The following is a 17,958-nucleotide window of genomic DNA, read 5'->3' as shown; positions in this document are numbered from 1 at the left end:
GTAAGCACTTAAAAATAAATTAATTATAATACACAGATGACAATCGTACTTTTAGGATATATGGCAAGTGGAAAGAGTTCAGTTTCAAAATTGTTGGGAAAACTGTTAGCACTTCCTGTGATAGATTTAGATACTTATATTGAGATAAAAGAGGAAAAAACCATTGCAGAGATTTTTGAAACGAAAGGAGAAATCTATTTTAGAATGAAAGAGCACCAATATTTAAAAGAGGTTTTGGAAACTAAAGAAGCGATGATTTTATCTTTAGGTGGCGGAACACCTTGTTATGCGAATAATATGAATCTCATCCATGAATACACGAAAGATACATTTTATTTACAGACTTCCATTCCAGAGATTATCAATAGAGTGAAGGACGAAAAAGCAAAACGACCATTGATTCGAAACATTTCTGATGAAGATTTGCCAGAATTTATAGGAAAGCATTTGTTTGAACGAAATGTTTTCTACCAACAGGCAACACATCATATTTTTACAGATAATAAAACGATAGAAATATTGGTTGAAGAAATTAGAGAAAGTTTACACTAAATACGCAGTGTCATTTTCTTTCGCAAAAACAACATCAATGTGTTCTTGAATAGAAGTAGACAGTGAAATTCCTTTAAAATCTGCCTTTATAGGATATTTCTTGTGATTTCTATTTACCAATACTGCTGTTTTAAAATTCTTTAAAGGCACGTCTAAAAAGTGTCTTACACCATAAATGAGTGTTGTACCTGAGTTAAGTACATCATCAATTAAAACCAAAGGTTTGTTGGTATAGTCTTCTTTGGATAATGAAGTTGTGATGTTTTGCAACGGATTTTGCTTGTCAACCTTTACTTCGCACAACGTAATGGTAGCATCTGTAATTTTTTCTAATTCCACTTTGATTTTTTGAGCGAATATAAATCCGTTGTTGGCAATTCCTGCGATGATAATTTCTTCTTCATTTACATTCGATTCCAAAATTTGATACGCAATACGACGTGTTTTGTGCTGAATTTGTTGGTGATTTAATATAATATTTCCCGTTACGGTCATAAGTTCAAAATTTAAATAAACGACTACAGTGAAAACTTGTAAAGTAGCTGTGTTTGATTGCAGGGTAAAATTTAAGCTTTTATATGCTTGATAATGGAGTAAAATTAAGAATTACTTTCATCATCATCAAGATTATCATCTAGATATTCATCAATTTCCCGACGATCTTTCTTCGTTGGTCTTCCCATTCCTTTCTTTCGATAATGATCTTTTGAAAACTTCAATAATTCAAGATGTTCAAAGTTTTCTTTTGGAGTTGTATCTACTCGGTAAATATCAACTAATTTAGCGCCAACACGACTCGGCGGAATATCTAACACGGTTAAATGTCTTGTAATTTGATCTTTACGAACTTCTATTTTATCGGTTGCATATACATCTCGTGATGGTTTTACAGTAGCGCCATTTATCTTTACATGTCCCTTCTTACATGCAGTTGTTGCCATGTTTCGGGTTTTATAATAACGCACACACCAAAGGTATTTATCTATCCTCATACAAAATCTCTAAAAACTACGTTAAAGAATATACAAAAGTAGGATAAAATTGTATCTTGCAACCCAAAATTTAAAAACAATGATGAAGTTTGTAAAATTTACATTCCTAATGACAGTCGCGTTTGCCATTATTTTTTCGTGCAAAAGTGATGATGATGTCGCAACTTTTGCAGAATTGCGCGATAGAGCAGAACAACAAGTAGAAGATGATGCCGCGCTGATAGAATTTTTAAGCACACATTTTTATAATTATGATGATTTCGATTTAACGAATCCTGAAAGTGCCGCAAATGATAATTTTGTAATGGTTTTAGATACGATTGCAGGCGCAAATGCGGATAAAATTCCATTGATAGATCAAGTTGAAGTAAGAACAACTACGTATCTTGATGTTGATTACAAATATTATGTATTGAAACTTCGTGAAGGTGGCGGAAAAGAATACACTAGCTTTGATGCAGTTGAGTTGACGTACAGAGGACAATTGTTAAATTTGGATACTTTTGATGTTAGAATTACACAAGAAACAATTCCTTTAGTAGGTGCTACGGTAAGTACTGTAAGAGGTTTTCAATTAGGATTGCCTGAGTTTCATACGGCAGAAGATATCGTAGAAGGTTCTAATGGTTTCTTAGAAGCTAGAAACGGTGGAATAGGAGCGATCTTTATTCCATCAGGTTTGGGGTATTTTAGTGTATTACAACCTGGAATTCCTGCGTATTCTCCATTAATTTTCACTTTTAATGTATTTGATGCAGATTTTCTAGATACGGATGTTGACGGATTGTTGTCTTCTATGGAAGATTTAGATGGAGATAATGATGTGTTGGATGATGATACAGATGGTGATGGAATTGCAAATTTTAGAGATTCTGACGATGATGGCGATGGAACGATTACAGTAAATGAAGTTGTTCAAAATACGTATACATTAAATCCTGGCGATGCTGAACCTGTTTTGGCTTCTAATGAGTTTGAAAAAACACGTGATACCGATGATGATGGTGTAACAACAATAAGAACTGTTGTGTTGACAGATACTGATGGTGATGGTATACCAGATTATTTAGATGCAAACTAAAGCAAACTGAAATATAACTACTGAAAAGCACTTCGAAAGAGGTGCTTTTTTTGTGATTGGATTTCTTCTTTAGAAAGTATTTTAGCAGTTAGGAATCGTGTGTAATTTTCGCTTAAAAATAGTAAGTAACGTGAGTTCGACTTAACAAATCACTATATAGTTCATAATTCACTGAAAAATAACTAATTGTCAGTTCGAGCGCAGTCGAGAACACTATAAAAAATAAAATTTCGATTGAATCTCGATAGCTACGCTAGGTATCTTCAATTAAAATATATTTTAATTTCAATAATGCTCGATTTGACATTAAGTATAATCTGCTGACAATCAATTTTATAATGAAATAGTTATATCGAACTGACGTTAAATAACTTATGTATCAGAGACGTTTCAATAGTTTTAGAAAACACCTGATGCATCTGTTTTGATGTAGAAACTGTTCTAGTAAGATTCCCCGAAATGATTTTTGAAAATAGATCAATTCTCCCGAAAGGGAACAAAAAAAAGCACTTTCCGTAATGAGAAAAGTGCTTTTGTATTTTTTATTGAAATATAGTTTACAATCGTAATGAAAGACTGAAAATAAGTTGACTCGGTCTAGAATCTAAAGTTCCTATTTGCACATTATTTGAGTCTAAAATATTCGCTTCATTTTCTGTAAAACCTCTTTCATAGCGCACATCCAATCCGATATTTCCAAATTTTACCGCAGCTCCAAAGTTGAAACCAACCGTAATATCATTTTCTACATCTGAAATGGTTGCATCTTCCAAATCATTATCTAACGTGTACTGAAATGAAGGTCCGGCAAATACACTAAGCGGTCCGATAACGTCTAATCCTAATAACACAGGAACATCAATTTTTGACATGTCGTACGCGCTAGAGCCGTATTCACTTTTCGTTTTTGTGTAGACAACTTCTGGTCGTAAATACAATTTGCTAAAATTCAATTCGTAGTATGCACCAATGTGATAGCCAATTTTTGCATCACCGCTGTCTTCAATAATATTTTCTCCAGCCGTAACAATTTCACGCAATTCTCCGTTTGAGTTAAAATTCAATCCTGCTTTCACTCCAAACTGTGCAAAACACGTTGCAGAAGCCAACAGAAATACGAAACATAATAGGTTGTTTTTCATGATTTTAATGTTTTTGTTATACTAAAGAAACGATTTTATTTCAACATTTATTATTTTCTGCTAATTACTTTTTTCGTAGCTTTTACAATTGAAGCGGCATTTAAACCATATTTTTCCATCAATTGTGCTGGCGTTCCAGATTCCCCAAAGGTATCTTGTGTGGCAACAAATTCTTGTGGAGCAGGTGTGTTTAATGCGAGTGTACGTGCAACACTTTCGCCCAATCCTCCAAGGAAATTATGTTCTTCTGCAGTAACAACACAACCAGTTTTTCCAACTGAAGTTAAAATAGCTTCTTCGTCTAAGGGTTTAATGGTGTGAATATTGATTACTTCTGCAGAAATTCCTGCTGCTTCTAAAGTTTCAGCAGCTTGCAATGCTTCCCAAACCAAATGTCCTGTTGCCACAATTGTTACATCAGTTCCTTCGGTAAGTTGTACTGCTTTTCCAATTTCAAATTTTTGATCTTCTGGAGTAAAATTCGCTACTTTTGGACGACCGAAACGCAAATACACAGGTCCGTGATGTTCTGCGATTGCTAAAGTTGCCGCTTTGGTTTGGTTGTAATCACAGGTGTTAATTACTGTCATGCCTGGTAACATTTTCATCAAACCGATATCTTCTAAAATTTGGTGAGTTGCACCATCTTCACCTAATGTAATTCCTGCGTGTGAAGCACAAATTTTTACGTTTTTATCAGAATACGCAACCGATTGACGAATTTGATCGTATACACGACCTGTAGAAAAGTTAGCAAAAGTTCCTGTAAACGGAATCTTTCCACCAATCGTCATTCCTGCGGCAATTCCGATCATGTTAGCTTCTGCAATTCCAATTTGGAAAAAACGTTCTGGATGATTGTCTTTAAAAGCATTCATTTTCAATGATCCTGTTAAATCAGCACAGAGTGCTACGACATTTTCATTCGTTTTTCCAAGCTCAGTTAATCCGTCTCCAAACCCTGAACGTGTATCTTTATTTCCTGTATTTGTATATTTTTTCATCTTTAAATGCCCGAGAAATCGGGTAACTTTTTGTAGTTAAACTTAGTTTTTAGAACATTAGGAATTAATAATCGCCTAACGTTTCAGGGTTTTGCGCCAAGGCGCTTTCTAGTTGTTCGTCGTTTGGTGCTTTTCCGTGCCAAGCGTGTGTATGCATCATAAAATCAACACCATTCCCCATTTCCGTGTGTAATAGCACACAAACAGGTTTTCCTTTTCCAGTTCTTGATTTTGCTTCTGCTAATCCATCTTTAATCGCTTGAATATCGTTTCCGTTTTCAATGGCTAATACATCCCAACCAAAGGCTTCAAATTTTGCAGTAAGTGAGCCTAAAGGTAACACATCGTCTGTTGCGCCATCAATTTGCTTTTTGTTATAATCAATCGTAGCAATATAATTATCAACCTTATTTCCGGCAGCATACATTGCAGCTTCCCAAATTTGTCCTTCTTGCAATTCGCCATCACCATGTAAAGAATATACCAAGTGATTGTCTCCGTTTAATTTCTTTGTTAATGCTGTTCCAATAGCGACCGACATTCCTTGTCCAAGCGAACCAGAAGCAATACGAATTCCTGGCAAACCTTCATGCGTTGTTGGATGTCCTTGCAGACGAGAATCTAGCAAACGAAATGTGTTTAATTCTTCCACAGGGAAATAACCTCTACGTGCCAAAACGCTATAAATTACAGGGGAAATATGACCATTTGACAAAAAGAAAACATCTTCTTCTTTTCCGTCCATTGCGAAACCGTCATTCAGTTTCATTATATCATTATACAGTGTGACTAAAAATTCAGCACATCCTAAAGAACCTCCTGGATGCCCAGAATTTACTTTATGTACCATTCTCAAGATATCTCTACGAACTTGAGTGACTAAATTTTCTAATGATTTGTTATCAGACATTGTGTGTTTATTAGTAGTTTTTTAAAGTCCCAAAAGTAAGTTATAAAACGGCGTTAACAAAACAAGTTTGTAGGCTTTTATTAACGAAATGCTGTGAATAAACCTAAAAGTGAAAGATGATAGGTAAATAATTGAAAATGAATAGGTAATGACTTTGTTGAAACTAAAAAAAGTGAATAAGAAAAAAGAATCAACTGTGAATTCCCAAATTTTAATTTTTTATTAGTAAAATCATCAGTGAATCTTACCTATATTTGCCAACTGATGACGCCAAATGTATGTTGTATAAAAAATGATACTTTTACGGCTTTCGCCAGAAGTGTCTCTCGGAAACATACAAACAAAAAACAGGCAATAGCGACTCGATAATGAAATTTGAATTACAAGGAAAAGACCCATTAAGCAAGGCAAGAGCGGCAACGCTTACTACCGATCACGGAACGATTGAAACACCCATTTTTATGCCTGTGGGAACCATTGGAACCGTAAAAGGTGTGCACCAACGTGAACTAAAAGAAGACATCAATCCAGATATTATTTTAGGAAACACCTATCATTTATACTTACGTCCACAAACTGAAATTTTAGAAAAAGCAGGCGGATTGCATAAATTCATCAATTGGGATCGTAATATATTGACAGATTCTGGCGGATATCAAGTATATTCGCTTTCTGCCAACAGAAAAATAAAGGAAGAAGGTGTAAAATTCAAATCACATATTGACGGTTCGTATCATTTCTTTACACCAGAAAATGTCATGGAAATTCAACGTACTATTGGAGCTGATATCATTATGGCTTTTGACGAATGTACGCCATATCCGTGTGATTATCGTTATGCAAAGCGTTCGATGCACATGACACATCGTTGGCTAGATCGTTGCATTGCACATTTAGAAAAAACACCCTATAAATACGATTACAGTCAAACATTTTTTCCGATTGTTCAAGGAAGTACGTACAAAGACTTACGTAAACAATCAGCAGAATTCATTGCTTCTCGTGAAGCGGAAGGAAATGCCATTGGCGGATTATCTGTAGGAGAACCAGCCGAAGAAATGTATGCAATGACAGATGTTGTATGTTCCATTCTTCCAGAAGACAAACCACGTTATTTAATGGGCGTTGGAACACCTATCAATATTTTAGAAAACATCGCTTTAGGCGTCGATATGTTTGACTGTGTCATGCCAACACGTAATGCCAGAAACGGAATGTTATTTACGGCACACGGAACCATCAACATCAAAAATAAAAAATGGGCAGACGATTTTTCTCCAATTGATGAAATGGGCATTACTTATGTCGATTTGGAATATTCAAAAGCATATGTACGTCACTTATTTACAGTAAATGAGTTACTTGGAAAACAAATTGCAACCATTCACAATCTAGGATTTTACCTTTGGTTGGTTAGGGAAGCAAGAAAACATATATTAGCAGGAGATTTTGACGCTTGGAAAAATAAAATGGTCAAACAAATGGATAAACGTCTGTAACAAACAATACAAAGTGAGCAAATGAAAATACTAGATTGGTATATCATTAAAAAATATCTCTTAACGTTCTCTGTAATGTTATTACTATTTGTCCCAATTGGGATTATGGTAGATATTTCTGAAAATATTGATAAAATGTTGGCATCAAAAGCGCCAACAGACGAAATCGTTCTCTATTATGTAAACTTTGTCATTTACTTTGCCAATCTCTTATTTCCCATATTCTTATTTCTTTCGGTAATTTGGTTTACGTCTAAGCTTGCCAACGACACCGAAATTATCGCGATCTTAAGTTCGGGAGTTTCGTATTTACGTTTCTTACGACCATTTTTAGTAGCTGCATCCATTGTAGCAATTGTAGCTTTTGTCATGGGAATGTATATCGTTCCAAACGCTAGCAAAGGTTTTAACGAATTCCGATTCGAATACATCAAAAAAGGACGAAAAAAAGTACGTGACAATTTAGAAATCTACAAGCAAGTCACAGAAAACGATTTTATTTATCTAAAAAGTTTCAGTTTTGATAGCAAACGTGGAGACAACTTTACGCTAGAGCATTTTGAAGACAATGTATTGGAATACAAAATACAAGCTCGTAGTATAAAATATAATGAAGACGATAGTACATACACCTTGCGAGGTTTTAAAAAACGTATTGTTGGTGCTATGAATGATAGTCTTGTCAACCAACGAAAATTTGACACCATATTTCCGTTTGAAGTAGACGATTTAACGCCAGTAACCTACATGGCAGAAACGTTAAACTATCAGGAATTAGACAAATTTATAGCCAAAGAAAAACAATCAGGTTCGCCAAATGTTAACAAGCATTTATTAGTAAAATACAAACGTTGGAGTTTGCCAATTACGGCTTTTATCCTTACGATTATTGCAGTTGCAGTATCTTCTATGAAGCGTAGAGGCGGAATGGGATTCAATCTCGCTTTTGGTATTGCCATTGCTTTTATTTACATCTTTTTTGATAAAATATTCGGCACCATGGCAGAAAAATCTGGTTTCTCTCCTATGTTAGCGGTTTGGGTACCTAATCTTGTCTTTGGAGTATTAGCCTTATATTTACTCTACAATGCTAGGCGATAAACTCAAAAACTATTTGCATCTACACATATTGGTCTTTATTGCTGGTTTTACGGCAATATTGGGCAAACTTATCAGTATCAAAGCAATTCCGTTAGTTTGGTTTCGCATGTTACTTGCAGGAATACTCATGTTTGCATTTATCAAAATATCCAAAATCAAACTCAAAATAAGCCTGCAAACATTTTTCAAATTTGCAGTAGCGGGAATAGTAGTAGCATTGCATTGGATTACTTTTTTTGGAGCAATTGATGTTTCTAACGTTTCCATCACTTTGGTTATGTTTTCTACAGGTGCGTTTTTTGCTTCCTTCATAGAGCCTATAGTTTACAAGCGAAAAATAATTTGGTACGAAATTATCTTCGGAATCATTGTTATTATTGGCGTTTCAATCATTATCAAAACAGAATTCAAATACATCTACGGGATCATTTTAGGTGTTTCTTCGGCGTTTCTATCATCATTATTTGCAGTATTAAACGGAAAATTTGTTGAAAAACACGACGCATCTACCATTTCGTTTTACGAATTTATTTGTGGAGTTTTATTCATATCTGTCTATTTAGCGTTTGCCGCAGATGGTTTCCTAAAAGAAGATTTCTTCCTGTTAAGTCTAAACGATTGGATATACATTTTCATACTCGCATCGGTTTGTACAGCCTATGCTTTTATTGCATCTACACACATAATGAGATACATAAGTCCGTATACAGTCGTATTGACCTATAATTTAGAAATTATTTACGGAATTATTTTAGCCTTATTACTATTTCCGATAGACGAAAAAATGAGCACAGGATTTTACTCAGGAAGCTTGCTCGTAATTGCTACGGTACTCGCAAATGGAATCCTAAAAAACAGCAGAAAAAGAAAATCACAAGAAGGTATTGAAATATCCTAAATTAAAATTTTATATTTGTAAAGTGAAACAACTAAACACAACCTCAAAAGCATGGAATATTTAGATTTTGAGCTACCTATAAAAGAATTAGAAGAGCAACTGACAAAGTGTGTAGCGATCGGGCATGAAAGTGATATCGATGTTACTGAAACTTGTCAACAAATAGAAAAGAAGTTAGAAGATACCAAAAAAGATATCTACAAAAACCTATCGGCTTGGCAACGTGTACAACTATCACGTCATCCAAACAGACCATATACGCTAGATTATATCGAAGCACTTTGTGGCGATTCTTTCCTAGAATTACACGGTGATCGTAATGTAAAAGACGATAAAGCGATGATTGGTGGACTTGGTAAAATTGGCGATCAGTCATACATGTTTATCGGTCAGCAAAAAGGATACAACACAAAAACACGTCAATACCGAAACTTCGGAATGGCAAATCCAGAAGGATACAGAAAAGCATTGCGATTAATGAAATCCGCTGAAAAATTCGGAATTCCTGTCGTAACCTTAATTGATACTCCAGGAGCTTATCCAGGATTGGAAGCTGAAGAACGCGGACAAGGAGAAGCAATTGCGAGAAATATCCTAGAAATGACACGCTTAAAAGTGCCAATCATCACCGTAATAATTGGTGAAGGTGCTTCTGGTGGAGCCTTAGGAATCGGTGTTGGAGACAGCGTACTCATGTTAGAAAACTCGTGGTATTCAGTAATATCTCCAGAAAACTGTTCGTCAATCTTATGGCGTAGTTGGGAACATAAAGAAAAAGCAGCAGAAGCTTTAAAGTTAACCGCTACCGATGCAATGAAAATTAAAGTAATTGACGAAATTATCAAAGAACCTCTTGGTGGAGCACACACAGATCGCGAAGGAACATTTATTGCCGTTCGTGATGCCATTGTTGCAAACTATGACAAATTAAAAAACTTATCACAAGAAGATTTAGTCAGTTCTCGCATGGACAAATATTCTAAAATGGGAGAATTTAAAGGATAACCCTATACTACATAGGAACATTGTAAAATCCGAAGTGAAGACTTCGGATTTTTTTTCCGCTTATCAACAAAAAAAAGAACTTATCAACAATAATTTTGTTGAGATTCTAGTTTAAAATAAAAACCTCAAAGTAAAAGTATTTTTTACTTTCGCAGTCATGGAAAATGTAAACCCTAAGCAAACATATAAAACTGATAAAAGTAATCTAATAAGTCTTGAAAAAGGTAAATTACCACCGCAAGCTGTCGATTTAGAAGAAGTTGTACTTGGCGCAATGATGATTGACAAAAAAGGTGTCGATGAGGTCATTGATATCTTAAGTCCAGAAGCATTCTATAAAGAAGCCAACAAGCTTGTGTATGAGGCAATCTTTCAACTCTTTGAGAACTCTGAACCAATTGACTTATTAACGGTTTCGTCGCAATTGCGTAAAAATGCAAACCTCGAAATTGTGGGTGGCGATTTTTATCTTATCTCACTTACGCAGAAAGTATCTTCGTCTGCACATATCGAATTTCATGCACGTATCATCTTGCAGAAATTCATTCAACGTAGTTTGATTAAAATCTCAAACGAAATCATTGAAGATGCATATGACGAAACAACCGACGTATTTTCATTATTAGACAAAGCAGAATCACGATTATACGAAGTAACACAGGGAAACATTAAAAAATCGTCAGAAACGGCGCAAAGTTTGGTAATTCAAGCCAAAAAGAAAATTGAAGAAATCTCAAACAAAGAAGGTTTAAGTGGAATTCCAACAGGATTTACACAGCTAGACAAACTAACTTCTGGATGGCAACCAAGTGACTTAATTATTGTAGCGGCGCGTCCTGGTATGGGAAAAACAGCCTTAACCTTATCAATGGCTCGAAACATAGCTGTAGACCAAAATATTCCGGTAGCTTTCTTCTCGTTAGAGATGGCTTCCGTACAGTTAATCACACGTTTAATTTCTTCAGAAACAGGATTGTCTTCCGAAAAATTACGTACGGGAAAACTAGCAAAACACGAATGGGAACAACTCAATGTAAAAGTAAAAGGACTCGAAAAAGCACCTTTATTCATTGATGATACACCTTCCTTATCCATCTTTGATTTACGTGCAAAAGCAAGACGTTTGGCATCGCAACACGGCATCAAAATGATTATGATTGACTACTTGCAGTTAATGACCGCAGGAGGAAGTCAAAAAGGAGGAAACCGTGAACAGGAAATTTCGACCATTTCGCGTAACTTAAAAGCTTTGGCAAAAGAATTAAACGTTCCTGTAATTGCCTTATCACAGTTATCACGTGCGGTAGAAACGCGTGGAGGAAGCAAACGTCCATTACTTTCAGATTTACGTGAATCGGGAGCGATTGAGCAGGATGCAGATATTGTATCATTCATCTATCGTCCTGAATACTATAAAATTGAAGAATGGGATGATGAAGAACGCTCGCCAACAGATGGACAAGCCGAATTCATTGTTGCAAAACACAGAAATGGTGGTTTGGACAACATTCGACTCAAATTCTTAGGACATTTAGGTAAGTTTGACAACCTAGAAACCTTTGATTCGCCATTTGAATTCCATTCAAAAATGAACGACGCCGCAAACGATGACACGTTCAAAACAGAAAACTTGCCAAGTGCCGACGAAGCTTTTGGAAGTTCCATGAATGATGATTTTAATCCAGACGACAACGAAGTTCCGTTCTAGAGTAGAATTCCGTATTTTTGTAAAATACATGTCAAATCGAGCGCAGTCGAGATTCCTATGAATGTTACGTATCAAATACTTCTTGGTGTCTATGATAATGATCGAAGTGACAAAAACTAAATATACTCCATGAAATATGACTACATTATTGCTGGATCAGGTTGCGCAGGATTGAGCTTGCTTTACCGAATTTTAAAAGATTCGCAATTATGCAAAAAGCAAATATTAGTCATAGACAAAGCGCAAAAAAATAAAAACGATCGTACGTGGTGTTTTTGGGAAAAAGGACGTGGTTTGTTTGAAGAAGTTGTCACACATCAATGGGAAACGTTGGAGTTTCTATCAGACGATTTTCAGCGTAAATTTCACATGAAGGAGTATCGTTACAAAATGATTCTAGGAATTGACTTTTACAATCATGTGATCGGTTTTGCGAAACAATTTGACAATGTAACGTTCATTTCAGAAAATATTATTGCAATCACTTCTGTGGATGATTTTGCGGAAGTTTCCACTGAAAATGCAACGTACAAAGCAACATATGTATTCAATTCTACAAGTTTGTTTTACCCAAAAATGGACACTAAAAATTCATTATTACAACACTTTGAAGGTTGGGTCATCAAATCAAAAAAGCCAGTTTTTGAACCGAATGTTGGTCGATTGATGGATTTTACACTATCACAAGAACACGGTGCCACATTTATGTACGTTTTGCCAACGAGTGAAACGGAAGCGTTGGTAGAATATACATTATTTACAGAAAAAGTATTAAAAAAGGAACAATACAAAGCGGCGCTTAAAGCATATATCAAAGATGATTTACAAATTGATGATTACGAAATTATACATACGGAATTCGGTATCATTCCAATGTCTTTGGCAAAATTCTCTAGAAACGTTCCTAATGAAAAATGCATTATCAATCTTGGCACTGCGGGCGGATTTACGAAAGCGAGTAGTGGTTACACATTTCAATTCGTTCAAAAGCACACGGAAAACATCATCCATCTGTTAAAAAAAGGAAAGCATCCAAATCCACAATTAACATTTCGTGACAAGATGTTTCAATGGTATGACAGAACACTGTTAGAAGTCATTCTATCTGAAAAATTAGAAGGAAAAGAAATCTTTGCAACCATCTTTAAAAATCGTGAAATAGAAACGATTTTAGCGTTCTTAGGTAATGAAAGTTCGGTTTGGGAAGATATAAAAGTGATGCGTTGCTTGCCAATCATGCCGTTTTTGACTTCTGGAGTAAAACAGTTAAAATAACTTCACAAGTGAATACTATTTGAAAAATGATTCTAAAATCCGATTATCTGTTATAGAAACGATAATTTTTTTACTGAGGTATAATTTTTGCGTATCTTTCCGTAGTACAAAAAATTATGCAGTTGAAAATCAAAAATTTTATCACATTCATCGTGCTTTTGCTGTTTTCAGTGAGTAGTTACGCTTCATACATTCTGATTCCGATGGATTCAGATTCTCAAAAAGATCACTTAAAAGCCTACGGAATTACGTATTGGTCGTTGGAAAAAAAGGTCAAAGTCAAATGGTTGCTCAATTACCGTGGCGGATCATTTTTATTGCCAGCAATTGATGCTGTAGAAAAGGAATGTAAAATCCGCGGTGTTTCGTATGAAATTTTGTCAGATGCTAAAACAGCGACAATTTTAGAAGAAATAGCAAGTCCGAGTAAAAATCAGGAAGCGGTTATTCTGGAAAAAGCGCCTAAAGTCGCCGTATATTCTCCAAAAGGAAATGTGCCTTGGGACGATGCAGTGACGATGGTGTTGACCTATGCGGAAATCCCTTATGACGTAGTGTACGATGAAGAAGTGTTGGCAGACGATTTGATAAAATACGATTGGTTGCACTTGCACCATGAAGATTTTACGGGACAATACGGAAAATTTTACGGAATTTATCGTTCGGCGCCTTGGTATATTCGTGAGAAAAAAGATGCAGAAGCGTTGGCAAAAAAGCTTGGATATAGTAAAGTTTCGGAAGAAAAGCGTGATGTTGCTTTGAAAATTCGAGATTATGTCATTGGTGGCGGATTTATGTTTGCGATGTGTAGCGCAACTGATAGTTTTGATATTGCACTTGCCGCGGAAGGTGTAGATATTTGCGAACCGATGTTTGATGGCGATGTGTCGGATAGAAATTACCAAAATAAAATAGACTTCAACAAAACCTTTGCGTTTACAGACTTTACTTTAGAGCGAAGTCCAACAAAATATGAGTTTTCTTCGATTGATATGACTGCAAAACGAAGAATTGCCAAGGAAGCTGATTATTTCACGTTAATGGATTTCTCTGCAAAATGGGATCCGATTCCAACGATGTTATGTCAAAATCATACGGCTTTAGTAAAAGGTTTTATGGGACAAACGACAAGTTTTGATCGTTCTCAGATAAAACCATCCGTGCTAATTTTAGGCGAAAACAGAATCAACGGCGAAGGACGTTACATTCACGGAATCAAAGGAAAAGGATTTTTTACGTTTTATGGCGGACATGATCCTGAAGATTATCAACATAGAGTAGGAGATCCAAAAACGGAATTAGAGCTGCATCCAAATTCGCCCGGATATCGATTGATTCTCAACAATATTCTATTTCCAGCAGCAAAAAAGAAAAAGCAGAAAACGTGATTTATTCATAAATTTATGAGTTGATCGTTTTCGTGATATTTTGTGTAACTTTTTAATTTAATAATCATGTTAGAAAAATTTAAGAAATTTTCAATTCAACAACCAAATTCTGTAAAAGGCGGAAGTACAGCTACTGATGATTTAGCTAAGTGGCGAAAGAATTGAAGCAAAATAAAAAGAGGTCGTCTTAAAAGTATAAGTGTTTCGTCAAACCGAACCTTTCTACTGTCGCTCAAGACAGGCTTGGTTCAGTTTCTCATATAGATTGATAATCTGTATGAGAAGATTCTGGATCACGCCCAGAATGACGTTTCTATACGTTTTTTAGACGACCTCTTTTTTACAAAAATTGCTTAAAGTGATCTAGTACTGAACAATTCCACTATTTGGCGCAGATGGAAATACATTAATTCCTTGTGTTGTATATACTATGGTTGACCAAGAATTAACTCCGCCTGGCAAGTTTAAATCTACAGATTGCCCTTCTACAGTTACTGTGATTTTTTCTCCTGCTTGAAATGTATGTCCAGGAGATTGTGCTCCTTCAGTAGGAACACTAATGGTATTTCCGTTGATTTTTGCGTTTAAAGCTCCGCCTGAAATGTTTACTACATTAAAAAAATTATTTGCTGCCATGATATTATGTATTTAAAATTGACCTACTCTGTTTTAGGATTTTCGGTTTCTTCCTTTGTAGAATGAAAAACATAGTACTCTATTTTTCATTTGATTACATTACAAATATCTACAGAATATGACTGGAACATAAGGAAGCAATTACGTAATTTTATAAAACAAGTAATTCTCTTTTTTTCCACGGGAAATTACGGGGTTGACTTTATGATTGATTGATTTATAAATTCAAATCTAAAGGAGTTTGATATAATTAATTTCGATTTATCATAAAATATAGAAGAACAGTTAATTAGAATTTGTGGTTAACAAATATAATATCTCATTGATCGATTTTGCGCTGATAGGTTTTGTGATATAATAATTCACGCCAGCTTCTTCGGCTTTTTGTCTGGATTCAGGGAAAACATCCGCAGAACAGGCAACAATTGGAATTTTTTTCTTCTCCTTTTCTAACGCTCTAATAGCAATTGTGGCTTCCAAACCATCTAAAACTGGCATTTGTATGTCCATCAAAATCAAGTCGAAATCTTGCGATTTTACAATCTCAACAGCTTCCTGACCGTTTTCTACTATTGTAGTTTCGGCATCCCATTTTTTTAATAATTGCTTGATAAATAACTGATTCAACTTATTATCTTCCGCAACTAAAATTTTCTTATTTCGAAGATTGTGGTTAATATTTTGTGTATTTTGAAGTTCTAAGTCGCTTAAATCACTGACTTTATAATTCAAATCAAAATCAAAGGTTGTTCCAACATTTACTTCACTTTTTACCGTTAAATTTCCACCCAAAAGCGACACCAATTCTTTCGTAATACTCAGTCCTAAACCAGTTCCTTTTGGTTTTTGCTCACTGTGATAAGTTTGGTAGAAGCTTTCAAAAATACTGTTTAGGTTCTCTTTTGGAATTCCGTAACCAGAATCTTCAATCGTAAAGTACAATTGCAAAGTTTTATCTTCTAGTACTTTTGCAGTGATATTTACATTTATAAAACCTTTTTTGGTGAATTTAATCGCATTTCCAATCAAATTATTTAAAATTTGACTCAATCTGTATTGATCGCCCACTATATATTTAGGAATCGAATTGGTAATATTTATAGAAAAATCAAGTCCTTTTTCTTCTGCTTTTAGCCTAAAGCCTTTATTTAGATTGGAAATAAGTTCTGTAAAATTAAAATCAACCTTTTGTACATTAAGTTTTCCTGCTTCAATTTTAGAGAAATCGAGAATATCATTGACAATCATCAATAAGTTTTCTGTAGAAAACCGAATCGCTTCAATATTCTCATATTCTTTTTCTGTTCCTGTAAAATCTTTTCTATTAAATAATTCAGACAAGCCAAGAATCACATTCAAAGGTGTTCGAATTTCGTGACTCATATTTGATAAAAAAGTCGTTTTTGCTTTGGCAGATTTTTCAGCAATAACGCGAGCTTCTTCAATTCGGATCATGTTTCTGATATCTTTTGAAATGTCACGAATCACACAGAAAAAAAGCATTTTATTGTTTATATATATTGGATTTACTTTTAAGTTATAGTAAATTGTTTCTCCATTTTTATACACTTCAAACTCAAAAAAGTCTTGTGCTAATCCCGATGAAGTATTGCGTGAAAATGCATCAATAATTGTTTTTAATTTTTCAGAAAATTCTTTTGGTAAAAGCTTGTAAAAGTTGATTTGATTTTCATGCGCATTGATAAATTCTACCGCTTTTTTGTTAGATCGAATAATGATTCCATCAACATTAAAAATAATATTGGCATCCAACGAATTATGAATTACCGCAGCATATAGCTTTTCATTATTTTCAAGTTCTTTTTGAATTTGTGATTTCTGAAAAATCTCTTTACTCAATTTCGAATTGATATCTTCTAAGCTAGAGATTTGTGCTTTGAGCAAGCGATGTAATTGCCCTTTGCTTGGCAGATTGGTATTTTCAGTAACCAATAATTGTTCTGGAACTAAATTTACAATAATCGTAAAATTTTCCAGCAAATAATAATTGTTAAAAAGCTTATTATAAGCATTATTATAAATGCTCAACATGGCATTTGAGCCTAGATATTCCTTTATTTTCCTTTGAATATTACTTGAATATTCAGAGAGTTCTTTTAAGATTGAAGCTGCTTTTTGTTGCGTGATGATCTCAAAAGATAACGGCGTGTTGATTAATAAATCTTCTGCTTCTACTAAAAAGTTTGGATCAAAATCACCAAGCATTTCTCTAGATTTGACCAATACTTCCTTTAAGAATAATTGGGAGAGCAATACCTTTTGAGTGTCTTCACTTTCAATAAAAATAGTGTGTAATTCATCTTTCTCACACAATAGCGGATACGACTGTTTTATATTTCTACGAAACGTAAATTTATCAAGCTTTGCATCTAGTTGTGATGAAAGAAATTCTTCAATCTCCAAGTAAATACTCGGTAAATTTTCTAGCTTATGATCGCTTGACATAGTTTCGTAGACTTTCAATTTAGAGCTCAACTCATAATGCACATAGTATTTTTTGAGTTGTGATTTCAGGTCTTTTAAAAGTACAGAAATTGTATTTCTTATAGAAGCATCAAGGTTGCTAGATTCTTTCGGAGCAGAACGCTTTAAAATTTTGTTGAAATACGACATTTTATAGCTTGCTAACGTTTTGTTTTTGAGTGAATGTTCAAGACAAATATGCATCGGCGCAGAAAAGCCCGATAGGATGTTAAATTTCGATACTCTAGTAATACGTTAGCAGCATTAAAAATGCGTGCATGAG

General features: G+C 34.6%; 16 protein-coding genes. 9 read left to right on the top strand and 7 right to left on the bottom strand.

Features of this window, described 5'->3' with window-relative positions; all coding sequences use genetic code 11:
- The first annotated feature begins 36 nt into the window (after nucleotides 1–36).
- The gene (locus KAOT1_RS06510) at nucleotides 37–552 is read left to right on the top strand and encodes a shikimate kinase (protein WP_007093953.1); all 516 of its coding nucleotides are present in this window, start codon (nucleotides 37–39) and stop codon (nucleotides 550–552) included.
- Here KAOT1_RS06510 and KAOT1_RS06505 read toward each other — a convergent pair.
- On the bottom strand, nucleotides 544–1,047 hold the full coding sequence (locus tag KAOT1_RS06505) for a phosphoribosyltransferase family protein (protein WP_007093952.1): 504 nt from the start codon (nucleotides 1,045–1,047) through the stop codon (nucleotides 544–546). The two genes, KAOT1_RS06510 and KAOT1_RS06505, sit on opposite strands and share 9 nt — an antisense overlap.
- 104 nt (nucleotides 1,048–1,151) lie before the next feature.
- A complete protein-coding gene (locus tag KAOT1_RS06500; protein ID WP_040559372.1) occupies nucleotides 1,152–1,544 on the bottom strand; it encodes an RNA-binding S4 domain-containing protein in 393 nt (130 codons plus the stop codon).
- Between the two features lie 79 nt (nucleotides 1,545–1,623).
- On the opposite strand from KAOT1_RS06500, the gene KAOT1_RS06495 reads away from it, so the two are divergent.
- A complete protein-coding gene (locus KAOT1_RS06495; RefSeq protein WP_157560067.1) occupies nucleotides 1,624–2,625 on the top strand; it encodes an FKBP-type peptidyl-prolyl cis-trans isomerase in 1,002 nt (333 codons plus the stop codon).
- A gap of 557 nt (nucleotides 2,626–3,182) precedes the next feature.
- Here KAOT1_RS06495 and KAOT1_RS06490 read toward each other — a convergent pair.
- The 3 genes from KAOT1_RS06490 to KAOT1_RS06480 form a co-directional block, all read right to left on the bottom strand.
- The gene (locus KAOT1_RS06490; protein ID WP_007093949.1) at nucleotides 3,183–3,767 is read right to left on the bottom strand and encodes an outer membrane beta-barrel protein; all 585 of its coding nucleotides are present in this window, start codon (nucleotides 3,765–3,767) and stop codon (nucleotides 3,183–3,185) included.
- Between the two features lie 50 nt (nucleotides 3,768–3,817).
- Entirely contained in the window at nucleotides 3,818–4,771 is a 954-nt protein-coding gene (locus KAOT1_RS06485) for a transketolase family protein (RefSeq protein ID WP_007093948.1), read from the bottom strand.
- Between the two features lie 64 nt (nucleotides 4,772–4,835).
- Entirely contained in the window at nucleotides 4,836–5,681 is an 846-nt protein-coding gene (locus KAOT1_RS06480; protein ID WP_007093947.1) for a transketolase, read from the bottom strand.
- Between the two features lie 368 nt (nucleotides 5,682–6,049).
- On the opposite strand from KAOT1_RS06480, the gene tgt reads away from it, so the two are divergent.
- The 7 genes from tgt to KAOT1_RS06445 all read left to right on the top strand — a co-directional run bounded on the left by tgt (nucleotide 6,050) and on the right by KAOT1_RS06445 (nucleotide 14,555).
- Nucleotides 6,050–7,180, top strand: coding sequence for a tRNA guanosine(34) transglycosylase Tgt (gene tgt, locus KAOT1_RS06475; RefSeq protein WP_007093946.1), 1,131 nt, complete (start codon nucleotides 6,050–6,052; stop codon nucleotides 7,178–7,180).
- Between the two features lie 21 nt (nucleotides 7,181–7,201).
- Nucleotides 7,202–8,281: an LptF/LptG family permease gene (locus KAOT1_RS06470; RefSeq protein WP_007093945.1), complete on the top strand. Its 1,080-nt coding sequence runs from the start codon at nucleotides 7,202–7,204 to the stop codon at nucleotides 8,279–8,281.
- Nucleotides 8,268–9,179: a DMT family transporter gene (locus tag KAOT1_RS06465; protein ID WP_007093944.1), complete on the top strand. Its 912-nt coding sequence runs from the start codon at nucleotides 8,268–8,270 to the stop codon at nucleotides 9,177–9,179. The genes KAOT1_RS06470 and KAOT1_RS06465 overlap by 14 nt, the downstream gene beginning before the upstream one ends.
- Before the next feature lie 51 nt (nucleotides 9,180–9,230).
- Nucleotides 9,231–10,184, top strand: coding sequence for an acetyl-CoA carboxylase carboxyltransferase subunit alpha (locus KAOT1_RS06460; RefSeq protein ID WP_007093943.1), 954 nt, complete (start codon nucleotides 9,231–9,233; stop codon nucleotides 10,182–10,184).
- Nucleotides 10,185–10,341: 157 nt separating this feature from the next.
- Complete coding sequence (gene dnaB / locus KAOT1_RS06455) at nucleotides 10,342–11,892, top strand: replicative DNA helicase (protein WP_007093942.1); 1,551 nt, start codon at nucleotides 10,342–10,344, stop codon at nucleotides 11,890–11,892.
- Nucleotides 11,893–12,021: 129 nt separating this feature from the next.
- Nucleotides 12,022–13,167, top strand: coding sequence for a lycopene cyclase family protein (locus KAOT1_RS06450; RefSeq protein ID WP_007093941.1), 1,146 nt, complete (start codon nucleotides 12,022–12,024; stop codon nucleotides 13,165–13,167).
- A gap of 116 nt (nucleotides 13,168–13,283) precedes the next feature.
- Nucleotides 13,284–14,555, top strand: a complete 1,272-nt coding sequence (locus KAOT1_RS06445; protein WP_007093940.1) for a hypothetical protein — start codon at nucleotides 13,284–13,286, stop codon at nucleotides 14,553–14,555.
- Nucleotides 14,556–14,918: 363 nt separating this feature from the next.
- Here KAOT1_RS06445 and KAOT1_RS06440 read toward each other — a convergent pair whose 3' ends face one another.
- Nucleotides 14,919–15,191: a hypothetical protein gene (locus tag KAOT1_RS06440; RefSeq protein WP_007093938.1), complete on the bottom strand. Its 273-nt coding sequence runs from the start codon at nucleotides 15,189–15,191 to the stop codon at nucleotides 14,919–14,921.
- A 285-nt stretch (nucleotides 15,192–15,476) separates the two neighbouring features.
- Entirely contained in the window at nucleotides 15,477–17,825 is a 2,349-nt protein-coding gene (locus tag KAOT1_RS21935) for an ATP-binding protein (RefSeq protein WP_007093937.1), read from the bottom strand.
- Nucleotides 17,826–17,958: the final 133 nt, after the last annotated feature.

The sequence above is a fragment of the Kordia algicida OT-1 genome, assembly GCF_000154725.1.
GTDB lineage: Bacteria > Bacteroidota > Bacteroidia > Flavobacteriales > Flavobacteriaceae > Kordia > Kordia algicida.
Note: the sequence above shows the minus strand (reverse complement) of the source record. Positions and strands in the feature narration are given on the sequence as shown.

Bases quoted from the DNA above. Each gene is read 5' to 3' on its own strand.
- KAOT1_RS06470 (WP_007093945.1), top strand. From the start codon at position 7,202: ATGAAAATACTAGATTGGTATATCATTAAAAAATATCTCTTAACGTTC.
- tgt (WP_007093946.1), top strand. From the start codon at position 6,050: ATGAAATTTGAATTACAAGGAAAAGACCCATTAAGCAAGGCAAGAGCG.
- KAOT1_RS06450 (WP_007093941.1), top strand. From the start codon at position 12,022: ATGAAATATGACTACATTATTGCTGGATCAGGTTGCGCAGGATTGAGC.
- KAOT1_RS06500 (WP_040559372.1), bottom strand. From the start codon at position 1,544: ATGAGGATAGATAAATACCTTTGGTGTGTGCGTTATTATAAAACCCGA.
- KAOT1_RS06485 (WP_007093948.1), bottom strand. From the start codon at position 4,771: ATGAAAAAATATACAAATACAGGAAATAAAGATACACGTTCAGGGTTT.
- KAOT1_RS06505 (WP_007093952.1), bottom strand. From the start codon at position 1,047: ATGACCGTAACGGGAAATATTATATTAAATCACCAACAAATTCAGCAC.
- KAOT1_RS06480 (WP_007093947.1), bottom strand. From the start codon at position 5,681: ATGTCTGATAACAAATCATTAGAAAATTTAGTCACTCAAGTTCGTAGA.
- KAOT1_RS06460 (WP_007093943.1), top strand. From the start codon at position 9,231: ATGGAATATTTAGATTTTGAGCTACCTATAAAAGAATTAGAAGAGCAA.
- KAOT1_RS21935 (WP_007093937.1), bottom strand. From the start codon at position 17,825: ATGTCGTATTTCAACAAAATTTTAAAGCGTTCTGCTCCGAAAGAATCT.
- KAOT1_RS06465 (WP_007093944.1), top strand. From the start codon at position 8,268: ATGCTAGGCGATAAACTCAAAAACTATTTGCATCTACACATATTGGTC.
- KAOT1_RS06510 (WP_007093953.1), top strand. From the start codon at position 37: ATGACAATCGTACTTTTAGGATATATGGCAAGTGGAAAGAGTTCAGTT.
- KAOT1_RS06490 (WP_007093949.1), bottom strand. From the start codon at position 3,767: ATGAAAAACAACCTATTATGTTTCGTATTTCTGTTGGCTTCTGCAACG.
- KAOT1_RS06445 (WP_007093940.1), top strand. From the start codon at position 13,284: ATGCAGTTGAAAATCAAAAATTTTATCACATTCATCGTGCTTTTGCTG.
- KAOT1_RS06495 (WP_157560067.1), top strand. From the start codon at position 1,624: ATGATGAAGTTTGTAAAATTTACATTCCTAATGACAGTCGCGTTTGCC.
- KAOT1_RS06440 (WP_007093938.1), bottom strand. From the start codon at position 15,191: ATGGCAGCAAATAATTTTTTTAATGTAGTAAACATTTCAGGCGGAGCT.
- dnaB (WP_007093942.1), top strand. From the start codon at position 10,342: ATGGAAAATGTAAACCCTAAGCAAACATATAAAACTGATAAAAGTAAT.